The following is a 17,662-nucleotide window of genomic DNA, read 5'->3' as shown; positions in this document are numbered from 1 at the left end:
GCGTTTACCTTTTAACTCTATAAACCATTGGCAGAGGTCCCATGTTAGATCGCTCCCTGATCGGGCACGAATTCCCGAATTTTAGCGTCGATATAGAAAAAGGACGCCTGAAGTTTTTTGCCAAGGCGATTGGCGAAACCGATCCGATTTACACCGACGAAGCCAGCGCCCTGGAAGCCGGCCATAAATCGATCCCCGCTCCACCGACCTTTTTGTCTGCAGTCGATATGGAGGGCCCGGACCCGGTGCCAGTTATCACACTGTTAAACCTGGATATCGGCCGCGTGCTTCATGGCGCCCAGGCCTTTGAGTATTTTGAACCTGTGTATGCCGGCGATACGCTTACAGTAGGCTCCCGTGTGAAAAATATTTTTGACAAAAAAGGCGGCGCCCTGGAGTTTGTCGAGATCGAAAACAGCTACACGAACCAGTCTGACACACTGGTTGCCAGGGCGATCTGCACGCTGATTTATACCCACCCAAGGTCGGAGAGCTAACCCATGGCTGATATTCGAGTAGGCACCGAAATCCCACCGTTGCAACTTCCTCCCATAACGCGTTCCACACTGGCGCTGTACGCTGGCGCATCCGGCGACCATAACCCGATTCATATCGACAGCGACTTCGCCAAGGGCGCTGGCATGCCGGATGTATTTGCCCACGGGATGCTGTCCATGGGTTACCTGGGGCGATTACTGACCCAATGGAAACCACAGGCAAGGATCCGCAAGTTCAGCGCACGCTTCACGGCCATCACTCACCTCCAGGATGTGGTGACCTGCATGGGATCAGTGGTGGAGCTGATTCAGATAAACGATGAGCGGTGTGCCCGCGTGGAGATTCGCGCCGTGAAGGCCGATGGCACAGCGACCCTCGTGGGCGAAGCCCTGGTTGCGATTTAACCGGGGCGAATAGATTTTGCCTCGGCAGTAGCGGTGGCTCACTCACCCTGCTTACTATCAGGCCAGATATGAGCGACCGCACGCCCCTCTTGCCTAAAGCCGAAACATGAATTCAGCATCCGCTGCTTATCCTTCTCCGTGCGCCCAAAGCCCTCGATATGCTGAAGTTTATAACCATGAATGGTCTGAATCGCCGCAGTAGCGAGCACCGGTAAAAGCTCGGTCAGATGAGTACAGCCTGCTACTCGCCCAATTGCAGCCTTGGCTTCATCGAGCCAGCCCGAGCCGATCCGCACACCGACAAGTGCCTGATACGACCTTTCTGCCCCCGGGCAATCCGCATGAGGGGTATCCTCCATTCTGGCCCGGACCTCTTTAATAGTCAGGCTTTCATCCAGCGCCAGCGCCAGGCTCATGTAATGAAGGTGCTCACCCACTGGAATATCCCCGCGATCGGGTAGGCTGATGATATGGCTTTTGGTATCGCCCAGCACCGCCTCCACCTCCCAGAGACCATCCTCACGAATATATCCGCGCACATCGATATTGCGGTTATGCACCAAGGTCCGTTTTGTATTCTCCAAACTGCCGGGCATAGAACCTCCCTTTCTGGAGGGCTTCGAGCCCCCTCTTTTCACCATTCTCTTGGATGTCTTTCTAACTTAGCCGGGCACGGCGCCAGATAAACGCGTCGTGCCCGACAGGAAGCAGAATAACAACCCAGTGTCAGAGCGACATCAGTTCAGCCGCTCGAAGATGGTTGATATCCCCTGTCCCATACCGATACACATGGTGGCGAGGCCGACACTGGCGCCCTTTTGCTCCATCGCATTCAGCAGCGTGGCGGAAATACGGGTGCCTGAGCAGCCAAAGGGATGGCCCAGCGCGATCGCCCCGCCGTTGAGGTTGACCTTCTCATCTACCTGATCGATCAGCCCCAGCGCCTTCACAACGGCCAGGCCCTGAGCGGCGAACGCCTCGTTGAGCTCAACTACCTCGATATCATCGATTGTCAAACCGGCACGCTCCAGCGCCTTATGAGTCGCCGGCACCGGGCCTATACCCATGATGGCCGCTTCGCAGCCAACCGTGGCCATGGAGAGAATGCGCGCCATCGGGTCGATACCCGCCGCGCGGGCGGCAGCCCCGGACATCACCAGCATCATCGATGCGCCATCGGCAATAGCCGACGCATTACCTGCCGTGACGGTACCCACTTTCGGAATGAACACCGACGGCAGACCAGCCAGACCATCAAGCGATACATCAGAACGAATCACCTCATCCTGTTTAACGCCGATCAGGTTGCCCTTGGCATCATGTCCCTCTACCGCGATCAGCTCCTTGCTGAAGCGCCCCTGCTCGGTGGCTTCCCAGGCAAGATGCTGTGAACGGTAAGCGAACTGATCCTGCATTTCGCGGCTGATATCGTATTCACGACCCAGGGCTTCGGCGGTGAGTCCCATATTCATCGAGTAAGTGGAGATCGTCCGGCTCAGCTCCGGGTTCAGCTCCATACCGTGCAACATCGGAATATGACCGATGTGCTCAACACCGCCGACGATAAAGCTGTCGCCCATGCCCGCCTTGATCGAGACCGCCGCCGTGTGCAGCGCCGCCATGGAAGAACCACAGAGGCGGTTGACGGTTTGCGCCGCGATGCCGGCCGGCAGTCCGGCAAGGGTCGCCACACCCTTGGCAACGTTCAGCCCCTGCTCCTTGGTCTGGTTCACACAGCCCCAGATCAGATCCTCCACCCGTTCCACATCAAAGGAGGGGTTACGCGCCAGCACACCCTCAACCAGGCGTGCGGACAGGCTGTCCGCGCGTACGTTACGGAATACACCACCCTTGGAGCGCCCCATGGCGGTGCGTGCAGCGTCGACAATGACAACATCGGTATCTTTAAAATCTTTGCTCATGACTGGCTCCTCAGTGCTGCGCTACAGCGGTGGAAAAGGGGTAAAAGCTCTTATTGTCTGTCGCCATCTCGATCACACTCGCAGGTGGCTGGTAGGCCAGGCCCAGATGCTGGTACTGCTCGGACAGTTCGACCAACTTGGCGGCGCCCAGCTGATCCATATAGCCGAAGACTCCGCCCAAGTGACGCGGGAAGCCCAGGCCATTCACCAGCGCCGTATCGATAGCGCCAGCACTGCTGGCCACCTTTTCCTCCAGACAGCGCGCGGCTTCAAAACAGAACGGCAGCATCATCCGATCGACGACCTGCTGATCGCTCAGTTCTGTCCCCTGAGTCACCAGCGGCGCAAGAATCGAACCGACCTCCGGGTCTGCCTTTTTCTTCGGCTTGCCCTTTTTATCGAGCTCATAACGATAGAAGCCGGCACCGCTCTTCTGCCCCAGACGCCCGGCCTCCAGCAGCAGGTCCGCGGCATTGCGGAAATCGCTCATACGATCCGGGTAGGCATCACCAACGATTTTGGATGCGTGCACACAGGTATCCATCCCGACCATATCGTTCAGGGCCGCAGGTCCCATGGGCCAGCCGAACTTCTCCATCAGTCGGTCGATACGGCTGAAGTCGACACCTTCGTTGACCAGTTCAAAGAATGCGCGGGTGTAGGCGAAGAGGATGCGGTTCACCAGAAAGCCGGAGCAGTCCTTGACCACGATCGGCAGTTTTTTCATCGCCAGGGCGTAGCTGACCGCTCGGGAGACGGTTTCATCAGAGGTCAGTTCACCCTTGACGATCTCAACCAGCGGCATGCGGTGTACCGGGTTGAAGAAGTGCATGCCGCAGAGGTTCTCCGGTCGCTGCACGGCGTCCTGCATCTCCTTCACGGTCAGTGTCGAGGTGTTGGTCGCCAGCACCGTGGCTTCGCCCACCTGCTGTTCCACCTCCGCCAGCACCGCACGTTTCACATTTAGATTTTCCACCACCGCTTCCACCACAAAATCGGCGCTGTCGAAACCGTAGTAATCGAGACGTGGCTCGATGCGACGGCAGGTTTTCAGCGCATCCTCGGGTTTCATGCGCCCGCGCATCACCTGGCCGAGCATCAGCCGGTCGGATTCTTTCAGCCCCGCTTCGATGGCGCCATCGCTAATATCCTTCATCAGGATCGGCGTGCCGGTGGAAGCACTCTGGTAGGCGACACCGCCGCCCATGATGCCGGCACCCAGCACCGCTGCCTTGGCCGGTGCCGCGCTACCCTCGGCATAGGACTTGTTTTCACGGCGCAGCGCCTGGTTGCTCATGAACAGATTGATCAGACTTTTTGCCGTCGGCGTCGCCGCCAGCTCGATAAAGTCGCTGTCCTCCTGGTGCTGCGCGTCTTCTCTTTGCATACGGGTGCTTTTGCGCACCGACCGGGTGATACGCGCCGGCGCCGGGTACTGGTCAACCTTGGGGTTACCGAACATCCCCTCGGATGCGGTAAGCGCCATCTCCAGTTCATGATCGCTGATCGCCAGCGGCATCAGCTTCTTGGCCCGATGGGAACGGTAGTCGATATCGCCGGCCACGGCGCTCTTGAGCATCTCCAGCGCTGCTGTCTCCAGATCAGCATCATCGACAACCGCATTGGCAACGCCCACCCGCAGTGCTTCGTCGGCTTTCATCGGACGCCCCTGCAGCATCCACTGCATGGCGTTATCGACACCGATCAGACGCGGTAGACGGATAGAGCCGCCCCAGCCCGGCATAATGCCAAGATTGACCTCGGGCAGGCCGACCTTGGCGTTTTTGCTGAAGATACGCAGGTCCGTAGACAGCGCCACTTCCAGACCGCCGCCGAGCGCTTCGCCGCGGACCACGCTGATGGTCGGGCAAGGCAGATCCTCGATACCGTTCAACGCCCCCTGACCCACCATGGCGTAATCGAACAGTTCGCTGGTGCCCTTGGAGAAGGACTCACAAAATTCGGTAATATCCGCACCGGCAACGAAGCCTCGCTTGGTGCTGACCACCAGCAGACCTCGGATCTTGTCGGTAGGCAGATTAGCCACGGCCTCTGCCAGGGCGTTGGTTGCCTTGCGTCCGAGTACGTTCAACGGCGCATCCGGAAAATCCAGCACCAGCCGATACAATCCATCTTCTATCGCTTCAAGGCGCACGTAAGTTTCAACACTCATCTGTTGCTTCTCCTGCTATAAATTTGTTCAGCCCGCCTGACCTGAGGCCGCAGGCCGTCAATAATTCGATCGGCTGCTATCAGCCCGTTTTTCGCCGCGGTTCGCCAAGGCCAAGGCCGCGGCCGATGATTTCGCGCATGATTTCCGAGGTCCCTCCGTAGATCCGACTAACGCGGGCATCGCGATACAGCCGGGATATTTCGTACTCGTCCATAAATCCGGCACCGCCGTGGAGCTGCAGACATTCATCCACCACACGCGCCTCCACATCCGAGGTAAACAGCTTTACTTCCGCCGCCATCTCGGCACTCAACTCGCCGTTCATGTGCGCCTTGGCACAGTGATCGGTGAACGCCCAGGCGGCATCGATTTCGGTGCGCATGGAAGCCATCTTGAAGCGGGAGTTCTGGAAGGTGCCGACCGGCTGGCCAAACGCCTGGCGCTCGGTAATAAACTCCAGGGTCAGTTCAAAGGCGTGTTCGGCGCGGGCCGCAAAACCGACGGCGCCCTGCAGCCGCTCTTCTGCCAGATTGAGCATCATGGTTGTAAAACCCTTAACGGGATCGCCGAGCACGTTTTCCTTGGGGATCTTTACGTCATCAAAGAACAGCTCCGCCGTATCCTGACTGTCCAGGCCCAGCTTCTTAAGCTTGCGGCCGCGGCTGAAGCCCGGCATATCGCCTTCGACCCAGAACAGGCCGATCTCGTGGCTGGATTCGGGATTCGTGCGCGCGGCCACCAGTACCAGGTCCGCCAGCAGACCGTTTGAAATGTAGGTTTTCGAGCCGTTCAGTAGCCAGTGATCGCCCATGTCCACGGCCCGGGTTTTGATACCGGCCAGGTCCGACCCGGTGCCGGGTTCGGTCATGCCGATGGCCAGAATGGTCTCGCCGGAAACCACACCCGGCATAAAGCGGGCGCGCTGCTCCTCAGTGGCGAAATGCTGCAGATAAGGGCCGACAATACGGTTATGCAGGCCGAGAAAAAGGCCCGAAGCGCGTGAACTGAGCTCTTCCAGCAAAATCATGTCGTAACGAAAATCGTCGATACCCAGCCCGCCGTATTTCTCATCGGCGTACATGCAGAGATACCCCTCCTCGCCCGCCTTGCGCCACACTTCACGACTGACACAACCGGCCTCATTCCAGGCTTCCAGATGGGGGAAAACCTCCTTTTTTGCCCAGGCCCGGACTGCGTCCCGAAACATCTCGTGTTCTTCGTTATAAAGAGTGCGCTTTAACATGCTGACCTCCGCTGACTTGCTTACTTAACGGGCTTGCTCAATTGAATGCTTTCCCTGCAGGAGAGGATGAAGCGCGGCAACGCCCCATCCGCCCTGTTGAGACTTAACGAATGGTGTCCACCAACACCCAGGAACCGTTATCGATGCGGGAGATAAACACCTCATCGGCACCCACATGGTCTGTAGTGGAGAAGTCCACGTGATTGCCCGAGATCTCGTCGTCGTAATCGAGACTCTCCATCGCGGCGATGAAGGATTCATGGGTCAGATCCGGGCCTGCTGCTTCCAGCGCCCGGTAAAGCAGTTCAGCCGCGGAACGACCGAGAATCGCGCCAGTGCCGGGGAAATCCTCGCCAGTGGCTTTCTTGTACTGCTCCATCCATTCCGCCACGGCGGGTTCATTGACGCGTGCTTCCAGATCCTGGGTACCGGCTCCGGCAAAGACGCCGCCGGTGACGCCCTGCTGCATCAGCCCCTTAGCCAGCACGGTGTGGAACCCGGCGGCTGAGACGTAGAACTTCAGATCATCCATGCCCAGCTTGCGTGCAGTGGAGATGGCATTGATGGTTTGCGAAACCCCCAGGGCCAGACCGACGGTGTCGCAGCCGGCGCTCTTCACCTTGCCAAGGGCACCGGTAAAGTCGCTTTCGTCCGGCTTGTGACCGATCTTCACGCCCAGTTCGATGCTGCCCGCATCGGCCATCTCCTGAACCCGCGCCTCGATCTCGGAACCGAAATCGGTGGGCAGAATCATCAGGCAGACTCTCTTGGTGCCTTCGTTTTCCACCAGGTAGTTCATACCCGCGGTCACCGCCTCGTAGTAAGAGGACGCCGCGGCAAATTTCCACGGCTCCGGCGGCTCGACCATCTGGCGCGCATTGGTGATCGGTGACAGATTGGGAATCCCCTTGGGCCCCATCAGCTTAAACATGGCCAGGTTTTGCGGCGTGCCCATGTTGAGCAACATCGCAAACACCTGGTCGCGGTTGATCAGCTTGTTCGCGGCCTGGGCTGCACGAGGCACCTGGTAGCCATGATCTTCGACGATGTAGTTGATTTTGCGACCGTGCACACCGCCGTTGGCGTTGACCTCATCGAAGTAGGCGTTGGCAGCGGCGGCAGCCGGTACCGAGAAGGGGGCAAAAATACCGGACAGGTCCAGCGCACCACCGATCTTCACTTCGTCGTCAGACACGCCCTGGGTGGCGGCCATCAGCGGCGTCGCGAACAAAGAGGTCGCCAGGAACAATGCTTTGATTTTCTTATTTTTCATCGTTATCTCCACAAGTTAGATCTTCAACAGATCAGTACATATCGTCGATGAGAGCCTTATGGCGCTCATTCACGAAACTGCGCTTGAGCTTCATGGTCGGGGTCAGCTCTTCGTCTTCTGCGGTCAGCAGCAGATCGATCAGGCGGAAATCCTTGATCTGCTCAACCTGGGCAAAATCCTTGTTCACCGTCGTCACCACCTCACGGATCAGCTCCAGTACCTCCTGAGCACGGGTCAGCGAGGCGAAGTCGGAAAACGGAATCGCGCGGTCCTGAGCAAATTTCTCCACGTTTTCCTGGTCGATCATGATCAGGCAGGTGAGGTACTTGCGCTGGTCGCCGATGACCACGGCATCCGAGATATAGGGGCTGAATTTCAGCGACGACTCGATCTCGGTGGGGGTGATGTTCTTGCCACCGGCGGTGATGATCACGTCCTTGATTCGACCGGTGATGGTCAGGCAACCGTGCTCATCGATCTTGCCGATATCGCCGGTTTTCAACCAACCGTCGGAGGTGAAGGTTTCCGCCGTTTTCTCCGGTTTGTTCCAGTAGCTGGCGAAGATCCCCGGCCCTTTGATCAACAGCTCGCCGTTGTCGTCGATCTTCAGTTCGGATCCGGGCAGCGGCTTGCCGGCGGTGGTGATGTGGTTGTCATCCACCGTATTGGCGGTGGCGATACCGCCGGTCTCGGTCATGCCGAACGCCTCGACCATCGGCACGCCGAGGGCGCCGTACCAGCGGATCAGGTCCGGCGATGAGGGCGCACCACCGGTGGCGACACGGCGTGCATTGGCCAGACCCAGCATGCGGCGCAGGTTACCCAACACCGTCCACTGCGCCAGCTGGTTGGCCAGGCGCAGTCCGACAGAGGGATTTTCTGCCTGGGAGTAGCGCATCCCGGTATTGAACGCCCAGTCATAGGCGCGCACACCGATGGGGCCTGCATCGGAGCGCATGATCGTCACGCGGGAGTAGATCTTCTCCCAGATACGCGGCACGCCCACGAAGGTATGCGGGCTCACCTCCTGCATGTTTTCGAACACGGTTTCCGGGCTTTCGGCGAAATTGACCGTAGAACCGTTGGCAATGGGCGCATCCACCGAGACCAGGCGCTCAAGCACATGGCATAGCGGCAGGAAGCAGAGCTGCTCGTCGGTTTCCTTGAAGTTGAACCGTTCCAGCCCCGCAAGCACCTGATAAACCATATTGCGATGGGTCAGGATCGCCCCTTTCGGCGCGCCGGTAGTGCCCGAGGTATAGATCATCATGCGAGGGTCATCGGGACGCACCTTCTGCAACGCCTGCTCGAACCGGTCCTGGTCCGGCGCATTTTCACCCAGCGCCAGCAGCTCGTCGTAGAAGCGCACCTTAGGGTGCGAAAAAGTTGCCAGCCCCTCCCGTTCGTAGACAATCACATGCTCGATGCCGGGCATCTGATCGGCGGACTCCAACCATTTATCGAGCTGCTCGTCGTCTTCGACAAACAGCACCCGCGCGCCGCTGTCGTTGGCAAGGTAAGCCAGTTGCTTGGCGCTGTCCGTGGTGTACACACCGGCAGGAATACCGCCGATGCTCGCGGCGCCCAGATCGGTATAGAGCCACTCACGACGATCTTCGGCCAGAATCAGCACCGGCTCGCAGGGTTTAACCCCCAACTCCAGCAGCGCCAGACCAATCTTTTTCGAGGTTTCGTAATACTCACGCCAGGAGTAGGCGTGCCAGATGCCCAGCTTTTTCTCGCGATGACAGGTCCGCTCACCGTACTCGGCACAGCGCGCGACCCAGAGCGAGACAATGGTCGAATGGCCATCGAAGCTGATGACGTCATCGGTGTTCATTCGGCTCATCTCCATGTTTTTCTTCTCTTCCAGCGTTTCTGTCCCCGTTCGGTCTCTTCCGAACGCCCCAGGTAGAACTCCTGAATATCGTCAGAGGCGCGTAGCTTCTCGGTGGAGCCCCCCATGACGATGCGCCCCATCTCCAGCACATAGCCGGTATGGGCGGTGGCCAGCGCGATATGAGCGTTCTGCTCAACCAGCAGCATGGTGACCTGCTGCTCCGCGTTGAGCCGGGAGATGATGTCGAAGATTTCCTGAGTCAGCAGAGGGGAAAGCCCAAGGCTCGGCTCATCCAGCATCATCAGCGCCGGGCGTGCCATCAGCCCGCGACCGATTGCCAACATTTGCTGCTGGCCACCGGAGAGATATCCGGCGGACTGCTTGCGCCGCTCTTTCAGGATCGGGAAGTAGCTGTAGACCAGCTCCAGATCCTCGGCATAGTTATCGCGCCGGGTATGGGCGCCCAGGCGCAGGTTTTCCTCAATGGTGAGATAGGGGAAAACCTCCCGCCCCTCCGGCACCAGCACCACACCTTCCGCCACGACGCGGTCCGGTTCATGGCCGGAAATGGAGTTGCCGTTGAACTCGATACTGCCCTTCTCCGGTTCCATGAGCCCGGCGATGGTTTTCATCAGCGTTGTTTTGCCGGCGCCGTTAGCGCCGAGAATGGTGACGATCTCACCCTGTTTTACGTCGATGGAAACGCCACGTAGCGCCATGATCGCGCCGTAAAAGGTTTCCAGGTTGCGAACGGAAAGCACGGTCATACGGCCACCTCCTCGGGAGTACCCAGATAAGCCGCCTGCACATGAGGGTCGGCCTGAACTTCATGCGGTGTTCCCTGCGCCAGGGGTTTGCCGTTGGCCACGGCCAGCACCCGGTCACACACCTGGGACACCAGTCCCATGTCGTGCTCGACCATCAGTACCGTCAGCCCCATATCGCGGCGCATATCCTCGATCCAGAACGCCACGTCCTGGGTCTCTTCCACCGACAGCCCCGATGCGGGCTCGTCCAGCAGAATCAGCTTGGGACCGATCGCCAGGGCGCGACCGATCTCGACGATCTTGCGCACGCCATAGGGCAAGCCCTCGATCCGCTTGTTGCGATAGGCTTCAAGCTCCAGGAACTCGATCACCTCCTCTACCCGCTCGCGATGCAGACGCTCTTCGCGACGCACGCTGGGCAGAAACAGGATGTCCTGAATAAAGTTGGACTGACGGTGCGTGTGACGCCCCATCAACAGGTTGTCTAGCACCGTGGAGTGGTCGAACAGCTCGATATTCTGAAAGGTCCGCGCTATGCCGAGGCGGGCCATATCCTGGGGTTTGGAGCCGGTGATATCGGCACCATCGAAACAGATGCGGCCCCGCGTCGGCTGATAGATATGGCTGATCAGGTTGAATATGGTGGACTTGCCGGCGCCGTTCGGGCCGATGATGGCAAACACCTCGCCCTGATCCACCGCAAAGGAGACACCATCCACCGCTTTGACACCGCCGAAATGCACGGCGAGATCTTCAACTTCTAGCAGGCTCATTTCATGCGCTCCGTTTTCAGGTAGGTCTTGTGACGGCGGAACATGTCACGCCGCGCCAGCGGAAACAGCTCGAACCAGGTGCGGATCTTGAGCCAGCGGCCGTAAAGCCCGGTGGGCTCGAAGATGATGAACAGGATCAGAATCACCGAGAACAGCACCGTATCCAGACCCGGAATCGACCCCAGATCCACACCAACGCTGGCATTCAGACCATCACGCAGAATCGCGATCACCTGCGGCATGCCGGTAATCAGCACCGCGCCGAGAAACGCGCCCTGGATAAAGCCAAGACCGCCGATGGTGACAACAAGAAGCAGGTTGATGGAGATAAAGACCGAAAACAGCTCGTAGTTGAAGAAACCGATGTAATGCCCCATCAGCGCACCGGCAAGCCCGGTAACACCGGAGGAGAGACCGAAGGCCAGCGCTCGGGTGCGGGTGACGTTGATCCCCATGGCACGGGCTGACACCTCACTATCGCGCACCGCCAGAAAGGAGCGTCCAGTGGGGCTGCGCATCAGGTTGGCATAGCCCCAGGTAACGAGAATCACCACCGCCAGGATCAGCCAGTAGAAGTTATGCAGCTCGCCATAACGGTCAAAGCTGATACCGAAAAGCGTAATCGACGGCGCGGCAATACCACTGACACCGCCAGTAATCGGCTCCAGCAGAAGGATCAGCTCCTCGACGATGACGAAGACCGCAAGCGTAGCGATCGCCAGGTAAATCCCCGACATTCGCACCGCCGGTATGGCGATCACGGCGCCGAACAAGCCGGTCAGCAGACCTGCCAGCGGAAACGCGACCAGGAAAGGAACGCCCGCATTCATAAGTGCCGCATCGGTGTAGGCACCGATCGCCAGGAAGGCGGCATGACCAAGGCTGACCTGGCCCGTGTGACCCACGGCGATCATCAGCCCCATCCCGGCCAGTGCCCAGATCAGCGTATTGGCCGCTTCGGCCAGGTAGTAATCGTTGACCAGAAACGGCAGCAGAATCATCAGCCCGACGAGCCCCAGCATTTTGCCGCGGTCGAGACCATGCTCGTGCAAATCGATATCCCGGTCGTAACTTGTTTTGAAGACAACTCGCATGGCGTTACACCTTCTTCATGTGAATCTGAGCGAAGAGCCCGCCGGGGCGGGTAACCAGCACCGCGAGCATGATGATGTAAGGCGACATGATCGCTATACCGCCCGGGGCGTAACGCCCTGCGATCGGCTCGACGACACCGATCAGCATCCCGCCCAGCAGTGCACCGGGCAGAGAACCGAGCCCGCCGATCACCGCGGCGGCAAACGCCTTGATACCGAGCAGACCGATGTTCGGGTCGATGGCACCGCGGGTGGCGTAGAGCACACCGGCTACCGTGGCGACGGCACCGGAAAGCCCCCAGATCAGCGAGTTCACCTTCATCACCGGTATGCCGACGATGTACGCCGCCATCTGGTTCTGGCTCGCCGCCTGCGCAGCCAACCCGATGCGTGTATGTGCGAAGAAGGTCCAGAGCCCGAAGGTCAACGCCAGGGTAATAACGATGGTGAGCAGGTCCGCCATGGAGATAACAAGCTCGCCAAAGCGCAGGTTCACGCCATTGAACGGCGTTTCCAGAACCAGTGGGCTGTAACCCCAGATCGACCCCGCCACAAAGCGGAAGACGAAGCCCAGGGCGATGGTAAGAATGACCAGCGCGAACTGGGGCTGGCCGAAGATCCGCCTTACGACGACCCGTTCGACGCCCCATCCCACACAGAACATGATGCAGACAGCCAGGGGCACTGCCAGCCAGAAAGAAAGCCCCATTTGGGCGGAGTTACCGAGCCCTAACGCCACGAAAGCGCCGAGCATCATGAGATCACCCTGGGCGAAGTTAACGCCTTCGGATGTTTTGTAGATCAGCACGAACCCGAGGGCGACAAGGCCGTAGATACAGCCATTTGCCACCCCGCCGACGGCTAGTTGAATCAGCTCCATGAAGAGCCTCCTGCGTTGGTTTTTTATTAGTATTGTTGACTTATTTTGAACACATCTGTTTATTATGTGTCAACACTGTATCACCAAGGACCCGAAAAACATGAACAGCGCCTGCCTACGAATTCACCACGCAGCCATGAAAATCTTCGCTGAAATGGGCGGCACCTCTTTGACTGTGAGTGACGTGGCCAGGGAGGCGGGGCTATCGCGCGGGACCGTCTACAACAATCTTCAGTACCCCGAATCGATGTTCGACTCTGTGTGCGAAATGATCGGCAAGGAACTGGACGAGTCGTTCGGGCAGGTAACGGCAGATATGAAAGACCCGGCCGAGAAGATCTCCGCCGCTATTCGGCTGAGCTTGAGGCGCACCCATGAAGAACCGGATTGGGGCCGATTCCTTGCACGTTACGCGATTATCGACCCCAAGATCGGTGCTTTCTGGGGCCGCATGCCCGCCGCAGAGCTACGCCGTGGCGTTGAGTCCGGTCGTTTCAGCTTTGAAATGAAACAGCTTGCTTCGGTGGCAGCCACCGTCGGTGGATCGACCCTCGGCGCTATGAGCCTGGTGCTCGACGGCCACCGCACCTGGCGACAGGCCGGCTCGGAAACCGCAGAGATCGTGCTGCGCGGCATAGGTATCGATCCTGCCGAGGCAAAACAGATTGCCGAAAAAGAGCTGGCGCCGCTGCCGCGGCTCAGCGTTTTCGATCCTTACGCCAAATGATTCAGACATACCCCGGTTTTACCCGGGGCGGATAGCTTCCAGATCCACCCCGGTGACCTGAACTTGGAGCGCTTTCCGTTTTGGAGGTGCGCAACAGTTTTGCCCTCCCTGCTCAATTGGGATGGCAACAGCCGCCGGGCTCTTCGCCCCGGCGCTAAAGAATAATAAGAGGAAGTTAATGACTGACACTCTACGTTTTGATGTTGACGGCGCTGTCGCACGCATCACCCTCAATCGGCCAGACGTGTTTAACGCCATGAACAGGGAGCTTAGGGATGCGCTCAAGCAGGCGATCCAGAAGATTCATGTGAATGACGAGATCCGCGTGGTCATTCTGTCCGGTAATGGACCCGGCTTCAGTGCCGGCACCGACCTGAGCGAGAAAATAGACGGCCCTGCCTCGCTGATGCTGGAGCAGGAGTACCGCCCTATTCTCTCGGCCATCGCCTCGTCGCCGAAAATCTGGATCGCTCAGGTACATGGTTCCGCTGCCGGCATTGGCGCCGCCCTGGCGATGAACTGTGACCTGATGACCATGAGCGATTCGGCCACCCTCTATATGGCGTTTGCCGCCATAGGACTGGTACCGGATGGCGGCAGCACCTGGCTGCTGCACCGAGGGCTGGGCTACAAGCGCACCCTGCAGGCGATTCTTGAGGGTCGCAAAACCCCTGCTGCTGAAGCCGTCGATCTGGGCCTCGCCAACTCCATACATCCGGCCGAGCAACTCGCCGAGGAAACCCTCGGCCTGGCCCGGCGCATCGCCGAGGGCGCTCCGCTGGCCAATGCGGCGACCAAGCGCCTGCTGCGTGCGGTAGACGGCATGAGCTACGACAACGCCTTCGCCGCCGAAGCCCGTGAGCAGACCAACCTGTTCGACAGCAAAGATTTTCGCGAGGGCGTTCAGGCCTTCTTCGAAAAACGTAAACCCAACTTCAAAGGAGCCTAAGTCATGGCACTCCCCTCACTGTTCGACAACTTGCGTCTTCCCCTTATCGGCTCCCCGATGTTCATCATCTCAGGACCGGAACTCGTTATCGCACAATGCAAAGCCGGGATTGTCGGCACTTTCCCCGTGCTCAACGCGCGGGAGAAAGAAGGCGAACCGATCCAGCTTGAAGAATGGATCCTGCGCATCAAAAAAGAGCTGGCCGAACACAACGAAGCCCATCCGGAGCGCCCGGCGGCGCCGTTCGGCGTGAACCTGATCGCCCACAGTACCAACCAGCGGCTGGAGCGGGACATCGCCATTCTGGTGAAGCACGAGGTGCCGATCTGGATCACCTCTCTGGGTGCGCGCACCGAAATCAACGATGCCGCCCACTCGGTCGGCGCCGTGGTACTGCATGATGTGATCAACAATAAATTTGCCAAAAAGGCGATTGAGAAAGGCGCAGACGGCCTGGTCGCCGTAGCCGCAGGTGCCGGCGGCCATGCCGGTGTGCAGTCTCCGTTTGCTCTGGTGCAGGAGATCCGTGAATGGTTTGATGGCCCGCTGTTCCTCTCCGGCGCCATCGCCAAGGGCGACAGCATCCTTTCAGCCATGGCCATGGGGGCCGACGGCGGTTACGCCGGCACCATGTTTATCGCCACCCAAGAGGCGAATGCTGTCGACGGCTACAAAAAGATGATCTGTGACAGCAGTGCGGACGATATCACCTACACCGATCACTTCACCGGCGTAAACGGCAACTACCTCACCCCCTCTATCCTGCAGGCGGGCATGGACCCGAACGCCCTGTCCGGCGACAAGGGCGATGTCACCAAGGTTTCCTCCGGTGAAGAATCCAAGACCTGGAGAGATATCTGGGGCGCTGGCCAGGGTATAGGCGTTATCCGCGATGTGCCGACCACAGCCGCGGTCGTGGATCGCCTGGAAAGCGAGTTCAACGCGGCCTACAAAGCACTGAACGAAAAACTGGGCTGATCACCCTGAAGATCTATTGTTGATCTGAAAAAGCGGGAGGTCGGTCTAAACTCCGCCCTCCCGCTGTTTTTTAAAGCCGTTTTAAACTACCCTCTCGAACAAGTCCCATCGCCGTACCTGCCAAAATAGCCGTAACCATCTTAAAACCCACTTATCTCCGCCTCTTGAAAAATTGATTTTGTTATAAACAATAAAAATTTAAAACGTTTATAAAAATTTTACAAAAAAACCAAAAATTAAAAAATCTTCAAACCGAAAAAATATAAAACCATAAAATTAGATTTTATTTAAAATAAAACAACCCCGTTAAAAAACCCAAAATAAACAAAATAAAAACAGGCCATCATATATTGAAAAAAGATCAAATCTGTGTATATTGTTCTTTATCGAAATTTTAATGTTGCATTATCGTTAATAAATGATCGCTATAGCGGTTTCATTTAACCGATTTTGCCGCGCCGCCAGGCTCTGCTTATAGATGCCAGGCAACCAACCTAACGACCTACTTGCACCTCATTGGCTCAAGATGACGACAAACAAACTCAGCCGCGACACCTGGATAAACGCTGCCATCAAGGTTCTCGCCACTGGCGGTATTGACCAGGTTCGCGTCGACCAGTTGGCCAAGAAGCTCAAGATCACCCGCGGCAGCTTCTACCACCACTTCGACAGTCGTAAAGATCTGCTTGAAGGGATCCTGAAAAAATGGCGTCTGCGGGCCACCGAAGAGATCATAGACCGGCTGCAGCGAGGCGCTGCCAGCCCGCTTGAACAGATCATCTACCTGATGAACCTGCCGGTAAAAGGCAGCAGCGCTGTGGAGGCCGCCTCTATCGAGATATCTATTCGTGCCTGGGCCAGACGCGATTCACTGGCACGCGAATGTGTCGAGGAAGTGGACAACTACCGGCTCTCGTTCATCAAGACGATCTTCAAGGAGCTGGGGCATACGGATGTGCGCGCGGATGACCTGGCCAATCTGGTGTACGCCTATATCGTCTCCACTTCGCTGATCCACTTCGACAAAGACTACAAGCATCGCCAGGAGATGGCCGAGCGTATCGCCGAGTTCCTGGTTTCCAACTGCCCGTTGATGAAGTGCCCGAAGCGGGATGAACTGGCCAACAAGCCATAAAAGAAAAGTGAAATAAAAAACGCCCTCTATCTGAGGGCGCTTCCTGTTAACCGCTTACGCATGGTTTGTGACGGCAGCTCGCCAAAATACTCTTTATATTGCTGAGAGAAGCGGCCCGGATTACTGAATCCATATTTAAAGGCCAGGTTAGTTATATTCTCACGGGTGCTGCAGTTTGATATTTCCTTATGTGCCGCATAAACGCGGACCTGTTTAAAGTATTGCCCCGGCGTCATGCCATAAAGATCACCAAATATTGTGTAGATCTGACGGTCGCTGACACCGATATAATCGGCCAAAGCCTCCACACTGAGATCACTGGTTATATTCTTTGAGATATACTCTTTAATACTGCCGACATACTCACCACTACCCGTATCGTTAAGCCGGTTTTTATGAGAGACAAAGGATTCGAGGATCAACATGCCGATAATGGCGTTGTAATGAACGCTTATCTTGTCGAACTCCCCCTGATCAGCCCGTGACATCAGCGCGTCGATATAGCGCCCGATATCAGAGCTCTCGCCAAAAGCAACCACACCTTTCTCGATGCTCAGACTAACAACGCTGGCCAGTATATCCATCTCGGCCAGCACCCGGTTCATGCTCTCGCGTCCGAAGGAAACGAAATAACAGATTTCACTGGCGCTAAATGAGAGCTCCGCCCTCTCTCCTGGCGAAAGCAATACCGCCTGACCGGCAGCAAGTGTCTCGATGCTTCCTGAGCGTTCAAATCCCAGCTCTCCGCTACCACTCAGCAGCAGGGTATAGGTTTTGGCACGTACGGCCAGCGCATCGCTGGCGAGAGCCCCTTTTAGACACAGATGAGAAACATCACCCAGTTTACGGTAGCGAGCCTCCAAGCCGCGCCCACTGGGCGCTGCACTGATATCCAGACCCGCATACTGGCTCAACATCGAGCGTAGAGAGTCAGCAGATGCCGCTCCCCCTTTCTCAGCATTCTGGTTCAGCATAGAGATCCCTTTTTGTTATGGCATCACACGCT

General features: G+C 57.6%; 17 protein-coding genes. 6 read left to right on the top strand and 11 right to left on the bottom strand.

Going from position 1 to position 17,662, the window contains the following annotated elements:
- The first annotated feature begins 41 nt into the window (after nucleotides 1-41).
- Complete coding sequence (locus CLV83_RS18445) at nucleotides 42-497, top strand: MaoC family dehydratase N-terminal domain-containing protein (protein ID WP_132296005.1); 456 nt, start codon at nucleotides 42-44, stop codon at nucleotides 495-497.
- A gap of 3 nt (nucleotides 498-500) precedes the next feature.
- Nucleotides 501-902: a MaoC family dehydratase gene (locus CLV83_RS18440; RefSeq protein ID WP_132296002.1), complete on the top strand. Its 402-nt coding sequence runs from the start codon at nucleotides 501-503 to the stop codon at nucleotides 900-902.
- A 38-nt stretch (nucleotides 903-940) separates the two neighbouring features.
- Here CLV83_RS18440 and CLV83_RS18435 read toward each other — a convergent pair whose 3' ends face one another.
- From CLV83_RS18435 to CLV83_RS18390, 10 genes are all read right to left on the bottom strand, one after another.
- On the bottom strand, nucleotides 941-1,498 hold the full coding sequence (locus CLV83_RS18435) for a DUF2889 domain-containing protein (protein ID WP_165900351.1): 558 nt from the start codon (nucleotides 1,496-1,498) through the stop codon (nucleotides 941-943).
- Nucleotides 1,499-1,639: 141 nt separating this feature from the next.
- Entirely contained in the window at nucleotides 1,640-2,824 is a 1,185-nt protein-coding gene (gene fadA, locus CLV83_RS18430; RefSeq protein WP_132295996.1) for an acetyl-CoA C-acyltransferase FadA, read from the bottom strand.
- A gap of 10 nt (nucleotides 2,825-2,834) precedes the next feature.
- Nucleotides 2,835-4,997 carry a fatty acid oxidation complex subunit alpha FadB gene (gene fadB / locus CLV83_RS18425; RefSeq protein WP_132295993.1) on the bottom strand — a complete coding sequence of 721 codons (2,163 nt, stop codon included), beginning with the start codon at nucleotides 4,995-4,997 and terminating at the stop codon, nucleotides 2,835-2,837.
- A 79-nt stretch (nucleotides 4,998-5,076) separates the two neighbouring features.
- Nucleotides 5,077-6,240: an acyl-CoA dehydrogenase family protein gene (locus tag CLV83_RS18420; protein WP_132295990.1), complete on the bottom strand. Its 1,164-nt coding sequence runs from the start codon at nucleotides 6,238-6,240 to the stop codon at nucleotides 5,077-5,079.
- A gap of 103 nt (nucleotides 6,241-6,343) precedes the next feature.
- Nucleotides 6,344-7,513 carry an ABC transporter substrate-binding protein gene (locus CLV83_RS18415; RefSeq protein WP_132295987.1) on the bottom strand — a complete coding sequence of 390 codons (1,170 nt, stop codon included), beginning with the start codon at nucleotides 7,511-7,513 and terminating at the stop codon, nucleotides 6,344-6,346.
- Between the two features lie 31 nt (nucleotides 7,514-7,544).
- Nucleotides 7,545-9,353: an AMP-dependent synthetase/ligase gene (locus tag CLV83_RS18410; RefSeq protein ID WP_243642434.1), complete on the bottom strand. Its 1,809-nt coding sequence runs from the start codon at nucleotides 9,351-9,353 to the stop codon at nucleotides 7,545-7,547.
- 5 nt (nucleotides 9,354-9,358) lie between these two features.
- Nucleotides 9,359-10,120 (bottom strand): ABC transporter ATP-binding protein, encoded by a 762-nt coding sequence (locus tag CLV83_RS18405; protein WP_132295981.1) that lies wholly within the window; start codon nucleotides 10,118-10,120, stop codon nucleotides 9,359-9,361.
- Entirely contained in the window at nucleotides 10,117-10,893 is a 777-nt protein-coding gene (locus CLV83_RS18400) for an ABC transporter ATP-binding protein (RefSeq protein WP_132295978.1), read from the bottom strand. Before CLV83_RS18400 ends, CLV83_RS18405 begins: the two co-directional genes overlap by 4 nt.
- Nucleotides 10,890-11,987, bottom strand: coding sequence for a branched-chain amino acid ABC transporter permease (locus CLV83_RS18395; protein ID WP_132295975.1), 1,098 nt, complete (start codon nucleotides 11,985-11,987; stop codon nucleotides 10,890-10,892). The genes CLV83_RS18400 and CLV83_RS18395 overlap by 4 nt, the downstream gene beginning before the upstream one ends.
- Nucleotides 11,988-11,991: 4 nt before the next feature.
- Complete coding sequence (locus CLV83_RS18390; protein ID WP_132295972.1) at nucleotides 11,992-12,867, bottom strand: branched-chain amino acid ABC transporter permease; 876 nt, start codon at nucleotides 12,865-12,867, stop codon at nucleotides 11,992-11,994.
- A 100-nt stretch (nucleotides 12,868-12,967) separates the two neighbouring features.
- On the opposite strand from CLV83_RS18390, the gene CLV83_RS18385 reads away from it, so the two are divergent.
- The 4 genes from CLV83_RS18385 (at nucleotide 12,968) to CLV83_RS18370 (ending at nucleotide 16,656) form a co-directional block, all read left to right on the top strand.
- Nucleotides 12,968-13,594 carry a TetR/AcrR family transcriptional regulator gene (locus CLV83_RS18385; protein WP_132295969.1) on the top strand — a complete coding sequence of 209 codons (627 nt, stop codon included), beginning with the start codon at nucleotides 12,968-12,970 and terminating at the stop codon, nucleotides 13,592-13,594.
- A 178-nt stretch (nucleotides 13,595-13,772) separates the two neighbouring features.
- The gene (locus CLV83_RS18380; RefSeq protein ID WP_165900349.1) at nucleotides 13,773-14,543 is read left to right on the top strand and encodes an enoyl-CoA hydratase/isomerase family protein; all 771 of its coding nucleotides are present in this window, start codon (nucleotides 13,773-13,775) and stop codon (nucleotides 14,541-14,543) included.
- A 3-nt stretch (nucleotides 14,544-14,546) separates the two neighbouring features.
- Entirely contained in the window at nucleotides 14,547-15,521 is a 975-nt protein-coding gene (locus tag CLV83_RS18375) for an NAD(P)H-dependent flavin oxidoreductase (protein ID WP_132295963.1), read from the top strand.
- A 526-nt stretch (nucleotides 15,522-16,047) separates the two neighbouring features.
- Entirely contained in the window at nucleotides 16,048-16,656 is a 609-nt protein-coding gene (locus CLV83_RS18370) for a TetR/AcrR family transcriptional regulator (RefSeq protein ID WP_207894944.1), read from the top strand.
- 26 nt (nucleotides 16,657-16,682) lie between these two features.
- Here the strand turns inward: CLV83_RS18370 and CLV83_RS18365 are convergent, their stop codons facing one another.
- On the bottom strand, nucleotides 16,683-17,630 hold the full coding sequence (locus CLV83_RS18365) for a helix-turn-helix transcriptional regulator (RefSeq protein WP_132295957.1): 948 nt from the start codon (nucleotides 17,628-17,630) through the stop codon (nucleotides 16,683-16,685).
- Nucleotides 17,631-17,662 lie beyond the last annotated feature (32 nt).

It is taken from the genome of Marinobacterium mangrovicola (assembly GCF_004339595.1).
Taxonomy (GTDB): domain Bacteria; phylum Pseudomonadota; class Gammaproteobacteria; order Pseudomonadales; family Balneatricaceae; genus Marinobacterium_D; species Marinobacterium_D mangrovicola.
The sequence above is the reverse complement of the archived record's forward strand: the minus strand, read 5'-3'. Positions and strand labels throughout refer to the sequence as shown.

Excerpts from the sequence above, each read along its gene's own strand:
- CLV83_RS18405 (WP_132295981.1), bottom strand. The coding sequence starts at position 10,120 with ATGACCGTGCTTTCCGTTCGCAACCTGGAAACCTTTTACGGCGCGATC.
- CLV83_RS18440 (WP_132296002.1), top strand. The coding sequence starts at position 501 with ATGGCTGATATTCGAGTAGGCACCGAAATCCCACCGTTGCAACTTCCT.
- CLV83_RS18415 (WP_132295987.1), bottom strand. The coding sequence starts at position 7,513 with ATGAAAAATAAGAAAATCAAAGCATTGTTCCTGGCGACCTCTTTGTTC.
- CLV83_RS18410 (WP_243642434.1), bottom strand. The coding sequence starts at position 9,353 with ATGAACACCGATGACGTCATCAGCTTCGATGGCCATTCGACCATTGTC.
- fadA (WP_132295996.1), bottom strand. The coding sequence starts at position 2,824 with ATGAGCAAAGATTTTAAAGATACCGATGTTGTCATTGTCGACGCTGCA.
- CLV83_RS18445 (WP_132296005.1), top strand. The coding sequence starts at position 42 with ATGTTAGATCGCTCCCTGATCGGGCACGAATTCCCGAATTTTAGCGTC.
- CLV83_RS18380 (WP_165900349.1), top strand. The coding sequence starts at position 13,773 with ATGACTGACACTCTACGTTTTGATGTTGACGGCGCTGTCGCACGCATC.
- CLV83_RS18375 (WP_132295963.1), top strand. The coding sequence starts at position 14,547 with ATGGCACTCCCCTCACTGTTCGACAACTTGCGTCTTCCCCTTATCGGC.
- CLV83_RS18370 (WP_207894944.1), top strand. The coding sequence starts at position 16,048 with ATGACGACAAACAAACTCAGCCGCGACACCTGGATAAACGCTGCCATC.
- CLV83_RS18365 (WP_132295957.1), bottom strand. The coding sequence starts at position 17,630 with ATGCTGAACCAGAATGCTGAGAAAGGGGGAGCGGCATCTGCTGACTCT.
- CLV83_RS18420 (WP_132295990.1), bottom strand. The coding sequence starts at position 6,240 with ATGTTAAAGCGCACTCTTTATAACGAAGAACACGAGATGTTTCGGGAC.
- CLV83_RS18390 (WP_132295972.1), bottom strand. The coding sequence starts at position 12,867 with ATGGAGCTGATTCAACTAGCCGTCGGCGGGGTGGCAAATGGCTGTATC.
- CLV83_RS18395 (WP_132295975.1), bottom strand. The coding sequence starts at position 11,987 with ATGCGAGTTGTCTTCAAAACAAGTTACGACCGGGATATCGATTTGCAC.
- CLV83_RS18435 (WP_165900351.1), bottom strand. The coding sequence starts at position 1,498 with ATGCCCGGCAGTTTGGAGAATACAAAACGGACCTTGGTGCATAACCGC.
- CLV83_RS18385 (WP_132295969.1), top strand. The coding sequence starts at position 12,968 with ATGAACAGCGCCTGCCTACGAATTCACCACGCAGCCATGAAAATCTTC.
- CLV83_RS18400 (WP_132295978.1), bottom strand. The coding sequence starts at position 10,893 with ATGAGCCTGCTAGAAGTTGAAGATCTCGCCGTGCATTTCGGCGGTGTC.
- fadB (WP_132295993.1), bottom strand. The coding sequence starts at position 4,997 with ATGAGTGTTGAAACTTACGTGCGCCTTGAAGCGATAGAAGATGGATTG.